The sequence below is a fragment of the Mycolicibacterium phocaicum genome, from assembly GCF_010731115.1.
GTDB classification, from domain to species: domain Bacteria; phylum Actinomycetota; class Actinomycetes; order Mycobacteriales; family Mycobacteriaceae; genus Mycobacterium; species Mycobacterium phocaicum.
Map to the genome: position 1 here is coordinate 4,276,795 of NZ_AP022616.1, position 22,004 is coordinate 4,298,798.

A 22,004-nucleotide genomic window follows, 5' to 3' on the forward strand; every position below is an offset into this window, starting at 1 on the left:
ATCAGCGCGCCGCTGACCCCCGGCGACCCGACCGTGCCGATCGGCTCAGCGGTGCCGAACGGCGCGACGTTCGTGCTGGACAGCCGGTTACGGCCGGTTCCGATCGGTGTCGTCGGTGAGCTGTACCTGGCCGGCGCGGGTGTGGCGGCAGGCTATCTGCGCCGCGGCGGGCTGACTGCCTCGCGCTTCGTGGCCTGCCCCTTCGGCGGACCGGGCGCTCGCATGTACCGCACCGGTGATCTGGTGCGGTGGCGCGCCGACGGCCAATTGGATTACCTCGGCCGCGTCGACGATCAGGTCAAGATTCGCGGCTACCGCATCGAACTCGGCGACATCCAAGCTGCGTTGGCGGACCTCGACGGCGTGGAGCAGGCCGCGGTGGTGGCCCGCGAAGACCGGCCCGGGGACAAACGCCTGGTCGGCTACCTCACCGGGACCGCCGACCCGGCTGTGGTCCGTCTCGCACTGGCAGATCGGTTGCCGGCGTACATGATTCCGGCCGCGGTGATCATGGTGCCGGAGCTGCCGCTGACCGCCAACGGCAAACTCGACATCCGCGCGCTGCCGGCGCCCGAGTACGCCGCGGGCGACTACCGCGCACCCGCGAACGCGATCGAGGAAATCCTCGCCGGCATCTACGCCGCGGTGCTCGGTGTCGAGCGCGTCGGCGTGGACGACTCGTTCTTCGACCTCGGTGGCGACAGCATTTCGTCGATGCAGGTCGTGACCCGGGCGCGGGCGGCAGGCCTGACCTGCCGGACCAAGGACCTGTTTGTCGAGCAGACCGTCGCCCGGCTGGCCCGCGTGGTCGAGGTGAACGAGAATCCGGGCGGGGCAGCGGATTCGGGTGTCGGGCCGCTGCCGGCCACGCCGATCATCGACTGGCTGCGCAGCGTCGACGGTCCCACCGACCAGTTCAACCAGACGGTCCTGGTGCAGGCCCCGGCGGACGCCACTGCGGCCGACGCGGTAATCCTGTTGCAGGCCTTGCTTGATCACCACGCCACGCTGCGCATGCGCGTCGCGGCGGACGGTGAGTTGAGCACCGCCGAGCCCGGCGCTGTGGATGCGCGCGGCTGCCTCCATACGGTGGACACGTGGTCCGACGACGCGCTGGCCGCGGCGCGTGCGCAGCTGAACCCCGCTGCCGGGGTCATGCTCAGCGCGCTGTGGGTGGCGGACACCCGGCAACTCGCGATCATCATCCACCACCTGGCTGTCGACGCGGTGTCCTGGCGAATTCTGTTGGAAGACCTGAACATCGCATGGATGCAGCACCGGGACGGACAGCCCGTGGCACTGCCGGTGGGCGGCACGTCGTTCCGGCGGTGGGCGGAACTGCTTACCGAGCACGCGCGGGACGCCGACGTCGCCGGTCATGCCGCGGCCTGGCGGCGGGTTGCGCAGGCGCCCGCCGTGTTGCCCGCCGTACAGCCCGCAGTCGACACCTTCGCCGCCGCTGGTCACCTGGCGGCCGAACTGGACACCGCGACCACCGCGGCGCTGCTGAGCGCCGTCCCCGCGGCGTTCCACGCCGGGATCAACGACATTCTGGTCATCGGATTCGCCTTGGCGCTGGCGGAATTCGCGGGTGCGCAGGGGCGGCCGATCGGCATCGATGTCGAGGGGCACGGGCGTCATGAAGGACTCGGCCCCGACATCGACCTGACCCGCACCGTCGGCTGGTTCACCACCAAGTCCCCCGTGGCGATCACGCTCGGGGACCTCAGCTGGGCACAGGTGATCGCCGGTGACGCGGCGCTGGGTGCCGTCATCAAGGATGCCAAGGAGCAGCTGCGCGCGCTGCCGGACCCGCTGAACTACGGGCTGCTGCGCTACCTCAATGATGACGCGGATGTGAGCGGACCCGAGCCGGCCGTCGGCTTCAACTACCTCGGGCGCCAGGGTGGTACCGCCGAACTGTCCGAGGACCTCTGGCGCATCGGTGACCACACACCCGCCGCGGCCATGGCGATCCCCATGCCGCTGATGCACACCCTGGAACTGGGCGCCGGCGCCGTCGAGACACCGGACGGCCCACGGCTGCACGCCAATTGGACGTGGGCGCCGTCGGCGCTCGACGCGGACCAGGTGACCCACCTGAGCCGACTGTGGTTCGAGGCGCTGGCCGGTATCTGCGCCCACGTGTCCGACGGTGGCGGCGGACTGACCCCGTCCGACATTGCGCCGGCTCGCCTCAGCCAGCAGCAGCTCGACGACCTGGAACGGCACGGTGGCGTCGCCGACGTGCTACCGCTGACCCCGGTGCAGGAGGGTCTGCTCTTCCACGCCACCACCGCGGGCGGTGGCGACCTCTACGCCGGACAGCTCGACATCGGCGTCAGCGGGCAGCTCGACGTCGACCGGCTGCACGCCGCCGTGCGCGCCGCGGTCGCCCGGCATCCGCATCTGGTGGCGAGCTTCCACTCGAGGTTCGGCCAACCCGTGCAGGTCATCCCGGCCGATCCCGAGATCGCCTGGCAGTACCTGGAACTCGACAGCGACGCGCAGCTGGCTGACTTCCGCGCGACCGAGCGCGGCGCGGTGTGCGACCTCAGTGCCGGGGCGGTCTTCCGCGCCGCGCTGATCCGGGTCGCGCCCGACCGGTACCGGTTCGTGCTGACGAACCACCACATCGTGCTCGACGGCTGGTCGATGCCGATCCTGCTGGCGGAGATCTTCGCCGGCTACCACGGACACCGGCTGCCTCCGGCCACGCCGTACCGCAACTACGTCAGCTGGCTGGCGGAGCGGGACCGCGACGCGGCCTCCGCTGCGTGGGGCGAACTGCTCCGCGGCCTCGATACGCCCACGTTGGTCGGCCCCGCCGGCCGCACCGAATCGGGCCAGCGGCGCGTCGAGACCGTCACGCTGCCCGCGGAAATCGCCACGGCAGCAGGAGAATTGGCGCGATCCCGGCACACCACCGTCAACACCGTGCTGCAGGCCGCGTACGCCCAGCTGCTGTGCTGGCTGACCGGCAGCCACGACGTGGTGTTCGGCACCACGGTGTCGGGCCGTCCCGCCGAGGTTTCCGGTGTCGAATCCATGGTCGGCCTGTTCATCAACACCGTGCCGGTCCGCGCCAACCTCACCGCGACCACCACGGCCGCGGAGCTGCTCGATCAGCTGCAGGGCGGATACAACGACACGCTGGAGCACCAATACCTGGCGCTCAATGAAATTCACCGCATCACCGGTCAGGATCAGCTGTTCGACACCCTGTTCGCGTTCGAGAACTACCCCGTCGACACCGCGGCCCTGTCGAGCGATGCCGAGCTGGCCGTCACCGATGTCGCCACCCACGAATCCACGCACTACCCGCTGACGGTGCAGGCGCAGCCCGGTCGCGAGCTGACCATCCGCGTCGAGTACGACACGACGGTGTTCGGCGCCGCCGATGTCGCGGCGATGATCGAGCGGCTGCAGACCGTGCTGGCGGCCATGGCGACCGATCCGGACCGGGCGCTGTCGGCGATCGATGCCCTCGGGCCCGGCGAGCAGACCACGGTGGACCGCTGGAGCGGGCGCGCCGTCCTGACCGAACCTGTTGCCGGGCAGACGGTTCCGGCACTTTTCGCCGCGCAGGTGGCGCGCACCCCCGACACGGTGGCGCTGACCTACCGAGAGTCGGCCTGGACCTATCGCGAGCTCGACGAAACCGCCGACCGGTTGGCCCGCACGCTGGCGGCCCACGGCGCGGGCCCGGGACAGACCGTGGCACTGATGTTCCCGCGCTCGGCCGACGCGGTGATCGCGATCCTGGCGGTGCTCAAGTCGGGCGCGGCGTACCTGCCGATCGATCCCGCACTGCCCGCGGAACGCGTGGCGTTCATGGTCGCCGACGCGGCGCCGGTGGTGCTGCTCACGACCACGGAACTTGTCGCCGAGATGTCGGGGCCAGGCGTGCCGGTGCTGGACGTGGCGACCGTCGCGGAACAGAGAAACGGCCATGTGACAACGATTTCGGGGCCGCGTGCCGACGACATCGCGCACGTCATCTACACCTCCGGAACCACCGGGCAGCCCAAGGGCGTCGCCGTCACACACCGCAACGTCACGCAGCTGTTCGACGGGCTGGAGCTGGGTATCGAATTGAGCCCGGTGCTCGGTCCGCCTCCCGTTTGGGCGCAGTTCCACTCGTATTCGTTCGACTTCTCGGTGTGGGAGATCTGGGCCGCCCTCCTGCACGGCGGGCGACTGGTGGTGGTACCCGACGCGGTGGTCCGCTCGCCAGATGAGTTCCACGCCTTGCTCGTTCGCGAGGGCGTCACGGTGCTCGCGCAGACCCCGTCCGCGGTGAGTGTGCTGTCGCCGCAGGGCCTGGAGTCGATGGCCCTGCTGATCGGCGCCGAGGCCTGCCCGCCGGAGTTGGTGGACCGGTGGGCGCCGGGACGCGTGATGCGCAACGTGTACGGCCCGACCGAGACGACCATGTGGGTGTCCAAGAGCACGCCGCTGGTGGCGGGTTCCGGTGCGCCGCCGATCGGTTCGCCGGTCCCGGGTGCGGCGCTGTTCGTGCTCGACGCCTGGCTGCGGCCGGTGCGCCCGGGTGCGATCGGCGAGCTCTACGTGGCGGGCCGCGGCGTCGGAGTTGGCTACTGGGGCCGATCCGCCTTGACCGCAACACGTTTCATGGCGTGCCCGTTCGGCGCGCCGGGAACACGGATGTACCGGACCGGCGATCTCGCGAGTTGGGGTCCCGACGGGCAGCTGCGTTACCTCGGCCGCGCCGACGAACAGGTCAAGATCCGCGGCCATCGCATCGAACTGGGTGAAGTGCGGTCTGCGCTGGCCGCCGTGGCCGGTGTCGAGCAGGCGGTGGTGGTCATCCGCGAGGACGAGGCGGGCGGCAAGCGCCTTGTCGGCTACGTCGTGGGGGCGGTGAATCCGGCTGAGGTGCGTGCGACGCTGGCGCAGCAGTTGCCCGGCTACATGGTCCCGGCTGCGGTCGTCGGCCTGCCCGAACTGCCCGTCACGGTCAACGGCAAGCTCGACACCCGCGCGCTACCGGAACCGGAATACGTTGCGGGCGTGTACCGGGCACCGGGCAGCCTCACCGAGGAGATTCTGGCGGGTGTCTACGCGCAGGTGCTCGGCATCGAGCGCATCGGTGTCGATGACTCGTTCTTCGATCTCGGCGGCGACTCGCTGTCGACCATGCGGCTGGTCGCCGCGATCAACTCCGCACTGGATGTCGACCTCCCGGTCCGTGTGGTCTTCGAGGCGCCCACCGTCGCCCAGCTGGCGCCGCGCATCGCCGCGGGCGAGCGCGGCCTGCAACCGCTGACCGTGGCCGAGCGGCCCGACGTGGTGCCGCTGTCGTTCGCACAGAACCGGCTGTGGCTCGTCGACCAGGTGCAGGGACCCTCGCCGGTCTACAACATGGCGACGGCCCTGCGGATCACCGGAACCCTGAACGTCGATGCGCTGGGCGCCGCGCTGGCCGACGTCGTCGGCCGGCACGAGAGCCTGCGCACGTTGCTCACCGCACCAGACGGCACCCCGCAGCAGGTCGTGATCCCCGCAGCGCGTGCCGATTTCGGCTGGGACGTCGCCGATGCGACGCAGTGGTCGGCGAGCCGGCTGCACGACGCGCTCGAGGCCACCGCGCGGAGCACATTCGACCTGGCCGTCAACATCCCCTTGCGGGCCCGCCTCTTCCGTGTCGGCGATGACGAACACGTACTGGTCGCCGTGGTGCATCACATCGCCGCCGACGGCTGGTCGCTGCGGCCGCTGGTTGCCGATCTGGGGCTGGCCTATGCCGCCCGGTGCGCCGGACAGGCGCCCGACTGGGCGCCGTTGCCGGTGCAGTACATCGACTACACGCTGTGGCAGCGTGCACAATTCGGCCATCTCGACGACAGCGCCAGCCGGGTGGCGGCCCAGTTGGCGTACTGGGAGCACGCGCTGGCCGGCCTGCCCGAGCGCGTACAACTGCCGACCGACCGGCCGTACCCCCTGGTCGCCGACATGGCCGGCGCGACGGTCGCCGTGCAATGGCCCGCCGAGTTGCAGGAGCGGGTGGCCCGCCTTGCCCGCGAGCACAATGCGACGACCTTCATGGTCGTGCAGGCGGCGCTGCTGGCGCTGCTCGCGAAGGTCAGCGCGAATGCCGATGTCGCCGTGGGCTTCCCGATCGCCGGACGACGTGACCCCGCACTCGACGACCTCGTCGGCTTCTTCGTCAACACCCTGGTGCTGCGGGCCGACCTGGCGGGTGACCCGACATTCACCGACCTGCTGAACCAGGTCCGCAGCCGCAGCCTGGAGGCCTTCGAGCACCAGGACGTGCCGTTCGAGCTGCTGGTGGAGCGGCTCAACCCCACCCGCAGCCTGACGCACCACCCGTTGGTGCAGGTCATGCTGTCGTGGCAGAACTTCACCGGCCTGACCGACCCCGCCGCCGGTTCCGGTCTGAAGGGTGTCGACGTCACGTCGATCCCGCTGGGTACCCAGTCCGCCCGCATGGACCTGACCTTCTCGCTGTCCGAACGCTGGACCGCGACGGGTGCGCCCGCCGGCATCGGCGGTGAGGTGGAATTCCGGACCGACGTTTTCGACGCCGGAACCGTTGCCGCCCTGGTCAATCGGATGGAGTTGTTGCTGACGGTGATGACCGCCGAGCCGCGGCGGGTGCTGTCTTCGGTGAGTCTGGTCGACGATGCCGAACAGGCCCGGCTCGACGAGCTGGGGCACCGCGCGGCGCTCACCACGCCGGCGGGAGTTGCCGGTTCCATCCCGGAGCTGTTCGCGGCCCAGGTCGCCCGCACCCCCGACGCGGGGGCGCTCACCTGGCAGGGCCGGACCCTGACCTACGCCGAGCTGGACACGGCGGCGAATCGGTTGGCACACAGGTTGATCGGCCACGGCGCGGGCCCGGGACAGACGGTGGCATTGCTGTTCCACCGCTCGGCCGAGGCGATTGTCTCGATCCTCGCGGTGCTCAAGGCGGGGGCGGCGTACCTGCCGATCGATCCCGCACTGCCGGCGACGCGCATCGAGTTCATGCTCGGCGACGCCGCGCCGGTCGCGGCGGTCACGACCGGCGACCTGGCCGAGCGCCTCGCCGGGTTCGACGGCCCGGTCCTCGATGCGGCCGATGCCGATATCGAAAACCAGCCCGTCACAACGCCTCCCGTGCCGGCTGAGGGTGATGTCGCGTACCTGATCTACACCTCGGGCACCACCGGTGTGCCCAAGGGGGTTGCCATCACGCACCGCAACGTCGTCGGCCTGCTGGGGCGGCTGGACGATCAGCTGCCGGCCGCCCGCGTCTGGAGTCAGTGGCACTCGCTGGCCTTCGACGTCTCGGTGTGGGAGATCTTCGGGGCCCTGCTGCACGGCGGGCGCCTGGTCGTGGTGTCCGAGACGGCGGCCCGCGCGCCGGAGGAACTGCACGAGCTGCTGGTCGCCGAGGGCGTCACGATGCTGACCCAAACCCCCTCCGCCGCAATGATGTTGTCCCCGCAGGGCCTGGAGTCGACGTCGCTGGTGGTGGCGGGCGAGGCCTGCCCGCCCGAGCTCGTCGACCGCTGGGCGACCGACAGCACCGGCGCGGGCCGCGTCATGCTCAACGCGTACGGCCCCACCGAGGCCACCATCTACGCCGCGGTCAGCGCACCGCTCACCGCGGGTTCACCTGCCGTGCCGATCGGCATGCCGGTGACGGGCGCGGCGTCCTTCGTCCTGGACGAGTGGTTGCGCCCTGTGCCGGTCGGCGTGGTGGGCGAGCTGTACGTCGCGGGCTCGGGTGTCGCGGCCGGATATGTGCGCCGCGGCGCGCTGACGGCGTCACGCTTCGTGGCGTGCCCGTTCGGCGCGCCGGGGCAACGCATGTACCGCACCGGTGACCTCGTCCGGTGGGGCGCCGATGGCCAGCTGCAGTACCTGGGCCGTGCCGACGAACAGGTCAAGATTCGCGGCTACCGCATCGAATTGGGCGACGTGCAAACGGCATTGGCCGGCCTCGACGGGGTCCGGCAGGCCGCGGTGATCGTGCGCGAGGACCGCCCCGGCGACAAGCGACTCGTCGGCTACATCACCGGCACGGCCGACCCGGCCGAGGCGCGGAACGCCGTGGCCAAACACCTTCCGCCGTACATGGTTCCGGCCGCCGTCGTCGCGCTCGCGACGCTGCCGCTGACCCCGAACGGCAAGCTGGACCGCCGCGCGCTCCCGGCGCCGACGTACGGCAACGCCGATGAGTATCGGGCGCCGCGCACCCCGGTCGAGGAGACACTGGCCGCGGTCTACGCCGACGTCCTCGGCGTGGAACGGGTCGGCGTCGACGATTCGTTCTTCGAGCTGGGCGGCGACAGCATCATGTCGATGCAGGTGGTGGCGCGGGCGCGGGCGGCCGGGCTGAGCTGCCGGCCGCGCGACGTTTTCGTCGAGCAGACCGTGGCCAGGCTGGCACTGGTGGTCGGAACCGTCGATGACACAACCGATGTCGTCGACGAAGGGGTCGGCCCAGTGGTCGCCACCCCCATCATGCGGTGGCTGGCGGGCGTGGACGGCCCGACGAACCAGTTCAACCAGACCATGGTGGTGCAGGCCCCGGCGGGTGTCACCGAGGCCGACGTGGCAATCCTGTTGCAGGCCTTGCTGGACCGGCACGCGATGCTACGGCTGCAGGTCGATGCGGGTTGGTCACTGCAGGTGCCCGACTCCGGCACGACCGCCGGGGATTGCCTGCACACGGTCGACGAGCTGACGGAAGACGCGGTGGTCGCGGCCCGGTCGCGGTTGGATCCGGCGGCCGGCGTGATGCTGAGCGCGCTGTGGGTGGCGCCCGCGTGTCAGCTGGTGCTGATCATCCACCACCTCGCGGTCGACGGGGTGTCGTGGCGAATCCTGTTGGAGGACTTGAACGTCGCGTGGCTGCAGTCCCGCGCGGGGCAGCCGGTCGAGCTACCGGCGAGCGGTACGTCGTTCCAGCGCTGGGCGCAGGTCCTCACCGAACGCTCTACGGCGCCCGAGGTGGTCGCGCAGGCGGCGGCCTGGCAGCAGGTGGCGGCGACGCCGGCACTGCTGCCCGCCGTGCAGCCGGCGCGCGACACCTTCGCCGCCGCTGGGCGGCTGTCGGTCACGCTGGACGATGTCGACACCGTGCCGACACTGCTGCGCGAGGCGCCGGCGGCATTCCATGCCGGCATCAACGATGTCCTGCTGATCGGATTCGCCTTGGCGCTAGCCGAATTCGCGAACGGTGATCGCACCATCGGCATCGACGTGGAAGGTCACGGCCGCCACGACGAGCTGGCCGACCACCTCGATCTGTCGCGCACCGTCGGCTGGTTCACCACCAAGTACCCGGTGGCTGTCACGGTCGGCGACCTCTCCTGGACACAGGTGACGTCCGGTGACGCCGCGCTGGGCGCCGTGCTCAAGGACGCCAAGGAGCAACTGCGGGCACTGCCGGACGGCCTGACGTACGGCCTGCTGCGCTACCTGAACGACGACGTCGACCTCGAAACCGACGATCCGGCAATCGGATTCAACTACCTGGGCCGCCTCGGCGGCGGCTCCGAACTGTCCGACGAACTGTGGCAGGTCGGCCGGGACGGCTCCGCAGAGGTCACCGGTCTGGCCACCGCGGTACCGATGCCGCTGATGCACACCGTCGAGCTCAACGCCGGCACCGTCGACACCGACGCCGGCCCGCAGCTGCACGCCAATTGGATGTGGGCACCGTCCGCGCTCGACCAGGAACAGGTGACCCGCCTGAGCCGCCTGTGGTTCGACGCGCTGACCGGCATCTGCGCCCTGGTCCGCGCCGGCGGCGGCGGTCTGACGCCGTCGGACATCGCACCGGCGCGCCTGGATCAGCAGCAGATCGACGAGCTGGAACGCGCACACCCCGTCGCCGACATCCTGCCGCTGACACCGCTGCAACAGGGTCTGCTCTTCCATGCCGCGCAGTCGGGCGCCGACGCCGATCTGTATGCGGTGCAACTGGATCTGACGCTCGCCGGTCCGCTCGACGCCGAGCGGCTGCGAGATGCCGTGCAGACGGTGGTGGAGCGGCACCCGAACATCGCGGCGCGCTTCCACGCCGGACTCGATGTGCAGGTCCTCCCGGCTGCGCCCGAAGTGGCCTGGCGAGTGCTGGACGCCACCGACGACGACGTCACGCACATCTGTGCCGCGGAACGAGCCGCGGTGTGCGACCTCACCGACGAGCCGGCGTTCCGGGTCACGTTGGTACGCACCGGAGAACACCGGCACCGACTGGTGCTCACCAACCATCACGTCGTGATGGACGGCTGGTCACTGCCGATTCTGCTGCGCGAGATCTTCGCCGGCTATCACGGATACCGGCTGCCCGCCGCGGTCCCGTACCGCCGCTTCGTCACGTGGCTGGCCGAGCGGGATCTCGATGCCGCGCGCATCGCGTTGGCCGAGGTGCTGGCCGGCGTCGACACCCCGACGCTGGTCGCGGCACGGACGGCATCGGGTGAGCGCGGCGTGAAATCCGTTGCGCTGTCGGCCGAAATTACGCAGGCTGTCGCTGAGCTGGCGCGGGCGCGCCACACCACCGTCAACGTCGTCCTGCAAGGCGCCTACGCACAGCTGCTCATGCAGCTGACGGGCCGGCACGACGTCGTGTTCGGGACCGCGGTGTCGGGCCGCCCGACCGACATCGCCGGCGCCGACGAGATGGTCGGTCTGATGATCAACACCGTGCCGGTGCGGGCCACCGCGACCGCGGCCACCACCGCGACGGAACTGCTCGACCAGATGCAGGAAGCGCACAATCGGACGCTCGATCACCAGCACCTGTCACTCGCCGAGATGCACCGGATCACCGGACAGGACAGGCTCTTCGACACGCTGTTCGCGTTCGAGAACTACCCGCTGGGCGCCGCGGCATCGGGCGGCGTCGGGGACCTCACCATCACCGAGTTCAGCAGCCACGAGCAGAACCATTATCCGCTGACGGTGCAGGCCATGCCGGGCGAAGCTCTGGGCCTGCGTCTCGAGTACGACACCGACGTGTTCACCGCGGCCGACATCGACGGGCTCGTCGAGCGGTTCGAACGCGTGCTCGTCGCGATGACGACCGCGCCCAGCGGACGGCTCGCGGCGGTGGATCTGCTTGCTGCCGAAGAGCACGCGCAGCTGGACCGCATCGGCAACCGTGCCACCGCAGTCGATTCGGCTGCACCGGCGTCGATTCCGGCGCTGTTCGCCGCGCAGGTCGACCGCAGCCCGGCGGCCGTCGCGCTCACGGGAGCAGACCGCTCGCTGACCTACCGCGACCTCGACGAGGCCTCGAACCGGTTGGCGCACCGACTGATCGAAGACGGTGCCGGCCCGGGCAGGACCGTGGCGGTGCTGTTCCCCCGATCGATCGACGCGGTCGTGGCGATTCTTGCGGTGCTCAAGACCGGTGCGGCGTACCTGCCGATCGATCCGGCATTACCCGCGGAGCGGCTCGCGTTCCTGCTGTCCGACGCGACTCCGAGCGTGGCGGTCACCACCGCAGACCTGGCCGGCCGGCTCGAGGGCTTCGACGGTCCGGTCCTGATCGGCGCCGCCCTCGAAAACCAGCCTGCCACAAGGCTTCCGGACCTCGATCCGGACGGCATCGCCTACCTGATCTACACCTCCGGCACCACCGGAACGCCCAAGGCCGTCGCGGTGGCGCACCGCAACGTGGCCCGGCAATTCGGGACACCGCTCGCGGGCCTGCCCGCCGATCCGGTGTGGACGCAGTGCCACTCGTACGCGTTCGACTTCTCGGTGTGGGAGCTGTGGGCCGCGCTGCTGCACGGCGGTCGCCTGGTGATCGTGCCCGAGTCGGTGACCGCGAGCCCGGACGACTTCCAGCGACTGCTCGCCGCCGAGCACGTCAACGTCCTCACCCAGACCCCCTCCGCGGCAGGTGCATTGGTGCCCGACGCGCTCGCGCCGCTGGCCCTACTGGTCGGCGGTGAGGCGTGCCCCGCCGAGCTCGTCGAGCGCTGGACGTCGCACGGGCACACCATGATCAACGCCTACGGCCCCACCGAGACCACGGTGTACGCCGCCATGACCGAACCGCTCACGGCGGCAACGGGTCCGGTGCCGATCGGTACACCGGTGCCCGGCACGGCGTTGTTCGTGCTGGACGGCTGGTTGCGTCCCGTTCCCGCGGGTGTCGTCGGTGAGCTCTACGTCGCAGGTGACGGGGTGAGCGTCGGCTACGCCGGTCGCCCGGGGCTGACCGCCGGCCGGTTCGTGGCCTGCCCCTTCGGCGCACCCGGACAACGTATGTACCGCACCGGGGACCTGGTGCGCTGGGATGCCGATGGGCGGCTGCACTACGTCGGCCGGGCCGACGAGCAGGTCAAGATTCGTGGCTTCCGCATCGAACTGGGCGAAGTGCAAACGGTTTTGGCGCGCCTCGACGGTGCGGACCAGGCGGCCGTGGTCGCCCGCGAGGACCGCACCGGCGACAAGCGTCTGGTCGGCTACCTCACCGGCACCGCCGATCCCGCGACAGTGCGTACACAGCTCGCCGACCTGCTGCCGGCCCACGCGGTCCCGGCCGCCATCATCGTGCTGCCGGCACTGCCGGTCACGGTCAACGGCAAGCTCGACGTCCGCGCGCTGCCGGCACCCGAATACCGCGCGGGCGCCTACCTGGCTCCGCGTAACGCCACCGAGGCGGCGCTGGCCGCCGTCTACGGCCGCGTCCTCGGCGTCGAACGCGTCGGCGTGGACGAGTCGTTCTTCGATCTCGGCGGCGACAGCATCTCGGCGATGCGCCTCGTCGCGGCTGTTCGTGCCGACCTCGGCATCGAGCTGTCGGTGGCCACCGTGTTCGAGGCGCCGACGGTGCAGGCGCTCGGCGAGCGGCTGACGGCGGAGGGCGCGGCCACACCGGACATCGCGCCGGTCCAGGTGCTCAAGACCGGTACGGGCGTCCCACTGTTCTGCCTGCCCGCCGTCAGCGGTATCAGCTGGCCGTACCAGGTGCTCGGCGGCTACGTCGACGGTCCGATCATCGGCATCCAGCAACCGGCCACGGACGCACCGGGATCGCTGCGCGAGATGGCGGCGACGTACGCCGGCCGGATTCAGGCCGAGCAGCCGTCGGGCCCGTACCACCTGCTGGGCTGGTCGTTCGGCGGTGTCGTCGCGCATGCCGTCGCGGTCGAGCTGCAGCGGCGCGGCGCTGCCGTCGCCCGGCTGGTGCTGCTCGACGCCGAGCCGAGCCTGCGCGTCACGAACCAGGCGGTCGACCGGGACCAGCTGGCCGGCATCGTCGACGACGGCCTGCTGGACCTGCTGGTCCGCAACTTCGACACCAACGTCGCGCTGTACCGGGAACACGAAGCCGGCCGGTTCGACGGTGACGTCGTAGTGGTCGCGGCGGCCGCGGATGACGACGGTCGCGGCGCGTTCCTCGCGCAGAGCTGGCGCCCGCACGTCGCCGGCACTGTCACGGTGCACGAGGTGCGGCGCGGGCACCATGAGATGCTGGCCGTCGAAGCGCTTGCCGAGTACGGCAGGTATCTGGGCGGTGAGGCAACGTGAAGGCTCGGTCGGGCAAGGGTGTGTTCGCCGGGGCTTTCGAGCTGCTGGCGCGATTGGTGCTACGCCGGCCATGGGCGGTGATCGGCGCCTGGCTGCTGCTCGTCGTGGCGCTGTCGGTGGCCGTGCCGCCGCTGATGAAGCTGGCGAGCGACCGGAACCAGGAGCTGCTGCCCGCCAACTCCGCGGTGATGGCGGCGACGCGGGACATGACGACGGCGTTCCACGAACCCGGGATCCAGAACATCGCGCTGGTGGTCCTCACCGACGAGAAGGGCCTGACCAAGGCCGACGAGGACGTCTACCGCACTCTCGTCGACAGCTTGCACCGCGACACCGCCGACGTGGTGATGGTGCAGGACTTCATCTCGCAGCCGCCGATGCGAGAGGTGTTGGCCAGCAAGGACAACAAGGCGTGGTTCATCCCGGTCGGTATCCGGGGCGAGCTCGGCTCACCGGAATCCAGCGAGGCCTATAAACGTGTTGTCGGCATCGTCGACCACACCTTGAATCAAGGCACTGCCGGCTCGTCGCTCAACTATCACATGACGGGCCTGACGGCCACCGTCGCCGAACGCGAACAGCTCGGGTTGCGTGACCTGCGGGTCATCGAGACCGCCACGGTCGCCATGGTGCTGCTGATTCTCTTTGTGGTGTACCGCAATATCGTCACCATCCTGGTGCCGCTGGCGACCATCACGGTGTCGCAGGCCGCCGCGACGCAGGGCGTCGCGGCACTGGCGACGTGGGGCCTGCCCATCTCGCAGCAGACCGTAGTCTTCATGAGCGCCATGATGATCGGCGCCGGCGTGGACTACGCCGTCTTCCTGATCAGCCGCTACCACGAATACCTCAGGCAGGGACTCGATTCCGACGAGGCCGTCGCCCGGGCGCTGACGGCCATCGGCAAGGTGATCGCGGCGTCGGCGGCCACCGTCGCGGTGACGTTCCTGGGCATGAGTTTCACCAGCCTGAAAGTCTTCTCGACCACCGGTCCGGCGCTGGCGGTCACCATCGCGGTGGCGTTCCTGTCGTCGATCACGCTGTTGCCGGCGATCCTGACGCTCGTCGGACGGCGTGGTTGGGCCCGGCCCCGCAAGGAACTGACGAGCCGCTTCTGGCACCGGTCGGGCATCAACATCGTGCGGCGGCCGGTGGTTCATCTGGTCGGCAGCCTGGTGGTGCTGATCGCGCTGGCCGCGGGGGTGGCCTGGCTGCACACCAGCTACGACGCCCGCACCGCACTGCCGGCGTCCGCCGAGAGCAACATCGGCATGGCCGCCATCGAGCGGCATTTCCCGGCGAGTGTGACGGCGCCGCAATACCTTTTCGTCCAGTCGCCGCACGACCTGCGGACGACCAAGGGGCTCGCCGACCTCGAGCAGATGGCGCAACGGGTCGCGCAGCTGCCCGACATCGCCGCCGTCCGCGGCGTCACCCGGCCCACCGGTGCCCCGCTGGAGCAGGCGACGCTGAGTTTCCAGGCCGGCGAGATCGGCAACAAACTCGCCGAGGCCACCAACAAGATCAATGGCAGCGTCGACCAGCGGCAGGCGCTGGTCGGCGGGGCCGGCAAGCTCGCCGACAGCCTGGCGACCGTACGTACCCAGCTGACCAAGACCATGGGCGTGCTCGACAACCTGAACAAGAGCATGGCCAGCATCAAGGACCAGCTGGAAAGCTCGCAGGAGTTCCAGGACGCACAGCGGCAGATGGATGCCGTACGCAATTCCGGCGACGTGCCGAACATCCCGCCGCGGTCGGGCACCCAGAACTTCCAGGACATGGTCGCCATGGCCGATGCGCTGCTGCAGCAGCGCAAGGACAACCCCGGCTGTGATGCGGACCCGGATTGCACAGGACAGCGTGACCAGCTGCAGCGGCTCTCGGACGGGCTGCACAAGATGCAGCCTTCGCTGGACTCGGCGGCCAAAGCCCTTCGCTCCCTTGGCGGGGCCGGCGGCAGTGGTGCGGCCGGTGGTTCGGGCGGCATGAAGCAGAACATGGCCGCCCTGCAGGAGGGCGCCAACGCCCTGGCCGAGGGCAGCCGCAAGATCGCGGAGGGACTGCGTGTCCTCGACGACCAGACCAAGCAACTCGGCGAAGGCCTCTCGCACGCGTCGGCATTCCTGCTGGCGATGAAGCTGCACGCGTCCGAGCCGGGCGCCGCGGGCTTCTACATCTCGCCGGAAATCCTGGGCAACGACAAATTCAAGGACCTGGCGCGGGTTTTCATGTCGCCCGACGGGCATTCGGCGCGGTACCTCGTCGAGTCCAAGCTCAACCCGTACGACACCAAGGCCATGGACCAAGTCAAGGCGATCCTCGCCGCCGCGCAAGGCGCACAAGCCAATACGTCGCTGGCCGACGCCAAGATCGCGATGTCGGGCATGACGCCGTACTACGCGGAACTGCGCGACTACTTCAACAAGGACCTGCGGTACATCGTGCTGATGACCGTCATCGTGGTCTTCCTGATCCTGGTGCTGTTGCTGCGGGCCGTCGTCGCGCCGCTGTATCTCGTTGGCACCGTGATCCTCTCGTGCCTGTCATCGCTCGGCATCGGCGTCATCGTGCTGCAGATCCTTGGCGGCCAGCCGATGGCGGCGAGCACCCCGGGCATGGCATTCATCGTGCTGGTGGCAGTTGGCGCCGACTACAACATGCTGCTGATCTCCCGGATCCGCGACGAATCCCCGAACGGCATCCGCTCGGGCGTCATCCGCACCGTGCGCAGCACCGGCAGCGTTATCACCTCGGCCGGAATGATCTTCGCCGCGCCCATGTTCGCCATGCTGTTCAGCAGCATCGGCTCAATGGTGCAGGGCGGCTTCATCATCGGCGTGGGCCTGCTGATCGACACCCTGATCGTCCGCACCGTCACCGTGCCGGCGCTGGCCGTGCTGGTCGGCAAGTACAACTGGTGGCCGTCGCGAGCCAAGCGGAACCCGGCGCCCGCCCTGAGCTAGCGTGGGGGCATGGCCGATCTGCTCGCGCTGACGCCCACGTTGTACCGACTGCGGATCCCAGGCGAGCGGGCACATCTGCTCAACTGCTACCTGCGCCTCGACGCCGACGGCGTGACGCTCATCGACACCGGCTGGCCCGACAGTGCCGCGCTGATCGCCGACGCCCTCGCCGCGCTGCAGCGCCGGCCCGCCGACGTGAAACGTATTGTGCTGACGCACTTTCACGAGGACCACTGCGGAGCCGCCGCCGAGATCGCCGGCTGGTCAGGCGCTGAAGTCGTTGCCGGAGAGCCTGATTCGTCGTACATCACGGGTGACGACGCCGGTCCGATACCGGTGCTGACCGACGCCGAGCGAACGCTGCGGCCGGATTTCGACGCCGCACCGCACGGTCCGGCCTGTCGCGTCGACCGCACCGTGACCGACGGCGACGTCCTCGACTTCGGTGGCGGCGCCCGCGTCATCGCCGTCCCGGGACACACCCCGGGCAGCATCGCGCTGTATCTCCCGGACGATGATGCCATCCTGACCGGTGACGCCGTTGCCGAGGTGAATGGTCAAGTGGCGGTGGGCGTCTTCAACACCGACCGGCCCGCCGCGGTCCAGGCGGTCACCACGCTCGCCGCGACGGGCGCGGGCATCGCGGGATTCGGCCACGGTGAAGCGATCGTAGGCGATGCCGCGGCCCACATCGCCGCGGCCGTCGACCTGTTCGGGTGAATCCCCGGCTAGCAGGCAATCTACTCAACGGGCGCCACGGATCGGTCAAGTCGCGGCATTCGGTCGAGATCGGTCAATTCTGATATTGCTGACGGTTCGCCTGCTATCTGCGCGCTATCTTTGAACGCGAGGGTGGGGGAGGACTCGAATGCTGGTTGACCCTGAGATTTTGCGGGCGTTCGCAGACCAAGTGGGTATTGCGTCCAATGCGATCCGTGCCGCGGACATGGGGAGTAAGGCGAGTGGCGCTGGAGACGGGCTACCTGGTTCCACTACGCAATGGGCGTGCCGCGTTGTCGGAGCCCATATCGCCGCCGAGGCTGAGAAGATCGCAAGCAGCATCACGCGTATGGGGGCGGCGGTTCGCGGGGCCGGTGACAAGTACGAGGTGACCGACAGCGACCTCGCCGGGGCGTTCAAAGGGCTGTTCTGACCGATGTTGCCATCGAGACCCCGGTTGGAGAAATGGTCGCCAGATTCCCTCATCTCGGCGGGGAGTGCACTGGGAAAGAGCGGCGACGATATCGCGTCAGCCGTTCGATCTCTCGACGACCAGATCAGGCGGATGCCTGAGGCGAGCGCCTGGTCGGGCTCCGCCCATGACGCAGCGACCGCGATGTTCGGCCGGGCGACGAGAGCCTCTGATGATTTCGCGAAGTACACGAGCTCGGTGAAATCGGCACTCGCCAAGGGCGCGTCAGATATTGGCAATGCGAGGGCCGCGCTCATCAACAAAGCCGACGCGATCGATCGGACCGAACTTCACGTCAGCGATCAGTGGGTGGTGCTGATCAAACCCGCCGAGATGTCAGAGGAGAAGGCCGCCGCGCTCCAGCGTCGAGCGGAAGTGGAGCAGGTAGAAGTCAACCGGCTGCTGGTTGCCGTCGGTGGCGCCGATAGTGGGACGGCTGCCGCGGTGCAGGCTGCTGCGAAGAATTTTGGCTTCGCGCTGCCCGTGCCGAGTGACATCGGCTCGGGGTTCCCGACGACCGGGCCGGTGCAACCGGCGGACGAGGTTCCAAACCCGCTCACCATGGACGGATTGATGCGGCAAGGCATCGTCCGTGGCGAAGATATGGCGACTATCAGAATTGCCACGGCCGAATCGACTGACAAGGACGGAAATCACGTCACCACGCTGACAATGGCGGACGGCGGCAAGAAAGTCATCACGACGTATGACTTCAATAATACGAAGAAAATGGAACATGTTGGGTCAAATTGGTTCGACAAGAACGGCAATTTGCTTTGTCACACGGCGTCCTGGGTTGACCCTGGAACAAAGGTGAAATACACGCAGATGGATTTCGGGAACAACGGTGCATTCTTCCTCGCCACCGAGACCCCGGACGGACACCGAACAGCGGGTTGGACAATGCCGGATGGGCGGCACGGAGCGTTGCCGCCCGACAATCCGTTCTTTACGAGCGACGCGCCGACGGTGGTCGGCGGGGCGCTCACCGGCCTCGATGCACACGTGGGCGGCGGCGGCAGCCTGCCGGGGCTGACCCCGGACTCCGTCAAGGACATCGGCAAGGCTGCCAGATACGGCGGGCCGGCTCTGGGACTATTGACAACAATGTACAAGTTTGCCGCTGCGCCGACTCCGCATGAGGCCTGTGTCGCAGGCATCTCTGGAGTTTTCGGGGTTGGTGGCGACTACGCCGGAGGCTGGGGCGGTGCAAAGCTTGGTGCCGTAGTCGGTGCGCCGTTTGGGCCCGAGGTGGCGGCATTTACAGTGCCAGTGTTTGCGGTCGGGGGTGCGTTCGGCGGGGGCAAGGGGATGGAGTGGATAGGAAATCAGGTTGGTGGTGCATTTTGCCCGAAATAGAACTACAGATGCCCGAGCACTGGAAAAATCCAAGAGTGGCCGCGAATTTTTCTATCTCGGTTTTTGCGGTTCTCGTTGCACTTTGCCTCATCTGGGTTCTCTATCTAGTTGGCCGTCGTGACTATCTAACCTCTGTGTTCGCTGTCGGACTACTACTGTGTTTTCTGTTTCTGCTTGTTTTGGCACTACAGGTTCGGCTGGGTCGCGTTGTTCCTCAGGCAACCAGTGAAGCCGACGGCACATATTTTCGTCCGCCACGCGCAAAGACCCGGTTCCTGGAGCTATCGATTGTCAGTGCAATAGTTAGTGGAATTTCTTTTGTTTGCTACGTTCCTAGCGGGCGGCTCGCAATCGGAATCGGTGGGGCCAGGCAAATCTATTACCCCATTATTGTTGCCGGACTGGTGTGTTGGTTGTCCTACCTTCTCCTGCGAGGCAGGTCGAACGGTTGGGGATATCTGAAACTGTCCCCGGAAGGGTTTGAGGTCTCAAACTCCGTAACCACGACCGCCAGTGGAGCGTGGGACGACGTGATGGATGTCATTGACCAGGCGCCTAAGGGCAAGGCCGTGAGCTGTCCGGCGGTGATGGTGATGACAGATGGTGAAGCGCAGACCATCAACAGCTTGCCTACCTACCAGGCGAATGGAGCTGCGCTCTACTGGGCTATCCGGCATTACTGGCTGTATCCGGAGAACCGCGGTGAGCTGGCCAATGGCCGGGCGATCGAACGGCTGCGGGCGCAGGACTTCGAGGTCGAATGATCCGTCGAGGCGGGCTTCGCAAGTGGTGGCTGGTGGGTGGTGCGCTGGCTTTGGTTGCTGCCGTGATCGTCGTCCAGCGACCGGTCGACGGCAGGCCACAGTCTGCGCCACCGATGGCTACCGCAGAGCAGTTGGGGTTGCCCAAACAGTTGTTGCTATCTCAGTCGATGCGGAAGCAACCGGTGTTCGGCTGGCATGTGACGGCAGCCGAGCTGGGGCTGCCGGCAGATTCGATGATCCATCCGGCCGGCAATGTGGGGGACCGTGGATTCTTACTAGGTGCCTCGGGCGATGGGTGGCGAGTTGTCGGGGTCAACGTGGCGGATGGTCACCGGCTGTTCGCTCCGGTTCGGCTAGGCCCCAACGCACGCGCGGCCAGTACTCGCTGTTTCGTGAATGGGCCGGCGATGTTGTTGTGCGTATGGGACGCTTCGGGACAGCCGCGGCGGGCGTGGGTCGTCAACACCGAGACTGGGGCCGTGATGTTCGACGGCCCGACTGAATTGCGAGCGTACGGATCAGGTCCCGAACCACGCTTGAGCCAGGTAGGTGACTACGTGGTTGCCGCGGTGCCGGACAGTGGTGTTCATGGGGTTGGCCCGCATGCCGAGCTCACATGGTTTGTCCCGGGCGATGGTCTGCTCGGGGATTCTGCGGGACCCAATTCGGACCTTCAGCCGATGAAGTTTGCATCGCAAGGTGTTTTCAAGGCGCCGGACATCGTTTTCTCGGTTGCCGACGGCGTCTCGGTGAAGCCTTCAGCGGGGCGTGACGCATCAGTCGGAAGTGCCATCGTCTACGCCGGTGGGTTCGGGTTCAGCTATCACGATCAAGACGGCACGGAACGCGTTGCGCTGCTTGATGAATACGGCCGGTTATCGGCGCAGATGGCCGGGGGCCTTGTGAATACCTCGCCCGACGTGCCGATCGTGGAGGACGAGTCGCAGCTTCGAGTCGTCACGATGAGTGGGCGGCAACTGCTCGAAATCCCCAAGCCCACGTTACGGCTCTACGCACGGCTCATCGGTACGACCCTGTACGTCGCCTCCGACAAGCGGCTTCGAAGTTGGCAGCAATTCGACCTGCGAACAGGCGCCAAGGGAAAGGCCTGCGATGCTGAAGGCCTGTCCACCAGCTACATCGGCTCTGATGGCGCGATCGCCATCCTGACGGGCGAGCCGTCACCGGTCGCCTATGGCATGGATATGGCGACATGTGAAACCGCGTGGGCCATGCCAGGCACAAGCTCCCCAGACGTGACTGTGCGGGAAGTATGGAGGGTCAACACCACGCTGCTGGGCCGCGGTGCGGACGACTTGTTTTCACTTGTGCCGCAGCCCAAATGAGCTGGAGCTAGTGGGAATCCCTGGGCATTCTCGGCGCGCTCGGTGGGAAAGCTACGCTGTGACGGTGAGCTCGACGCGGCCGTCGGTGCCGAGGGTCTCGCGCTCGGCGAGCGCGGAGGTCTTGGCGACGAGCCGCACCCGGTCCGCGCGGAACAGGTCTTCGGAGTACTCGAACGGCCGGCCGCCGGCATCGGAGGCGACGCGCGTCATCGCCAGCAGGGGAGTGCGCGTGGGGATTTCGAGCCAGGACGCTTCGCGCGGGTTGGCGCTGACGACCTCGATGCTCTCGACCGACGTCACCGGCCGCAGGTCGTAGCGGACGGCCAGGATGTCGTAGAGCGACCCGCCGAGCGGTTGCTCCAGCAGGTCCGGCACGAGGTCGGCGGGGAAGTGCGCGCAGTCGACCGACAGCGGGAAACCGTCGGCGTAGCGCAGGCGTTGCACGACAACGAGTTCGGTATCGGGTTCGATGCCCAGGCGTTGCGCCTCGATGGCCGTGGCGCCGCGCAGGGCCGTCGACAACACCCGGCTGCGGGTCGTGGAATGACCGCCCTGCTTCAGCCGGTTCGGCAGGCCCGACAGTTCGGCGACGTTGCGTTCCACGAGCACCGTCTTGATGAACGTGCCGCCCGCGCGGCCACTGCGCCGCTCCAGGATCCCGGCGCGGCTCAGCGGCACCAGGGCGCTGCGCAGCGTCGCGCGGGAGACGGAGAACTGCTCGGCCATCTCGCGTTCGGAGCCCAGACGGTCACCCGGTCGCAGGGTGCCGGCGTCGAGCATCGCGACGATGCGGCGCCGCACATCCTCGGCTACCGGGCCACCCTCGGACTCGTCCATGTCGTTCACC

At 68.4% G+C, this 22,004-nt stretch carries 8 protein-coding genes (1 of these 8 running past the window's edge); 7 read left to right on the forward strand and 1 reads right to left on the reverse strand.

Translation table 11 applies throughout. From position 1 onward, the window contains the following. The 7 genes from G6N46_RS20455 to G6N46_RS20485 all read left to right on the forward strand — a co-directional run. Positions 1–13,530, forward strand: the final stretch of a protein-coding gene (locus G6N46_RS20455) for a non-ribosomal peptide synthase/polyketide synthase (protein ID WP_138250986.1). It extends 17,418 nt beyond the left edge of the window; only the last 13,530 of its 30,948 coding nucleotides appear in the window; its start codon lies beyond the left edge, outside the window; its stop codon occupies positions 13,528–13,530. Then, complete coding sequence (locus G6N46_RS20460) at positions 13,527–16,496, forward strand: MMPL/RND family transporter (protein ID WP_234789564.1); 2,970 nt, start codon at positions 13,527–13,529, stop codon at positions 16,494–16,496. Before G6N46_RS20455 ends, G6N46_RS20460 begins: the two co-directional genes overlap by 4 nt. Before the next feature lie 9 nt (positions 16,497–16,505). Next, the gene (locus tag G6N46_RS20465; protein WP_138250985.1) at positions 16,506–17,216 is read left to right on the forward strand and encodes an MBL fold metallo-hydrolase; all 711 of its coding nucleotides are present in this window, start codon (positions 16,506–16,508) and stop codon (positions 17,214–17,216) included. A 148-nt stretch (positions 17,217–17,364) separates the two neighbouring features. Continuing rightward, positions 17,365–17,649 carry a type VII secretion target gene (locus G6N46_RS20470; protein ID WP_061000234.1) on the forward strand — a complete coding sequence of 95 codons (285 nt, stop codon included), beginning with the start codon at positions 17,365–17,367 and terminating at the stop codon, positions 17,647–17,649. A 24-nt stretch (positions 17,650–17,673) separates the two neighbouring features. Continuing rightward, the gene (locus G6N46_RS20475; protein WP_131808668.1) at positions 17,674–19,047 is read left to right on the forward strand and encodes a WXG100 family type VII secretion target; all 1,374 of its coding nucleotides are present in this window, start codon (positions 17,674–17,676) and stop codon (positions 19,045–19,047) included. Positions 19,048–19,055: 8 nt separating this feature from the next. Then, complete coding sequence (locus G6N46_RS20480; RefSeq protein WP_138250984.1) at positions 19,056–19,811, forward strand: hypothetical protein; 756 nt, start codon at positions 19,056–19,058, stop codon at positions 19,809–19,811. A 113-nt stretch (positions 19,812–19,924) separates the two neighbouring features. After that, positions 19,925–21,157, forward strand: coding sequence for a 9-bladed beta-propeller domain-containing protein (locus G6N46_RS20485; RefSeq protein WP_138250983.1), 1,233 nt, complete (start codon positions 19,925–19,927; stop codon positions 21,155–21,157). Between the two features lie 51 nt (positions 21,158–21,208). Here the strand turns inward: G6N46_RS20485 and G6N46_RS20490 are convergent, their stop codons facing one another. After that, on the reverse strand, positions 21,209–21,994 hold the full coding sequence (locus G6N46_RS20490; protein WP_061000265.1) for a GntR family transcriptional regulator: 786 nt from the start codon (positions 21,992–21,994) through the stop codon (positions 21,209–21,211). Between the last annotated feature and the right edge of the window lie 10 nt (positions 21,995–22,004).

What these genes read in the sequence shown, in the direction of transcription:
- G6N46_RS20470 (WP_061000234.1), top strand. Translation starts at nt 17,365, where the DNA reads ATGCTGGTTGACCCTGAGATTTTGCGGGCGTTCGCAGACCAAGTGGGT.
- G6N46_RS20465 (WP_138250985.1), top strand. Translation starts at nt 16,506, where the DNA reads ATGGCCGATCTGCTCGCGCTGACGCCCACGTTGTACCGACTGCGGATC.
- G6N46_RS20490 (WP_061000265.1), bottom strand. Translation starts at nt 21,994, where the DNA reads ATGGACGAGTCCGAGGGTGGCCCGGTAGCCGAGGATGTGCGGCGCCGC.
- G6N46_RS20480 (WP_138250984.1), top strand. Translation starts at nt 19,056, where the DNA reads ATGCCCGAGCACTGGAAAAATCCAAGAGTGGCCGCGAATTTTTCTATC.
- G6N46_RS20485 (WP_138250983.1), top strand. Translation starts at nt 19,925, where the DNA reads ATGGCTACCGCAGAGCAGTTGGGGTTGCCCAAACAGTTGTTGCTATCT.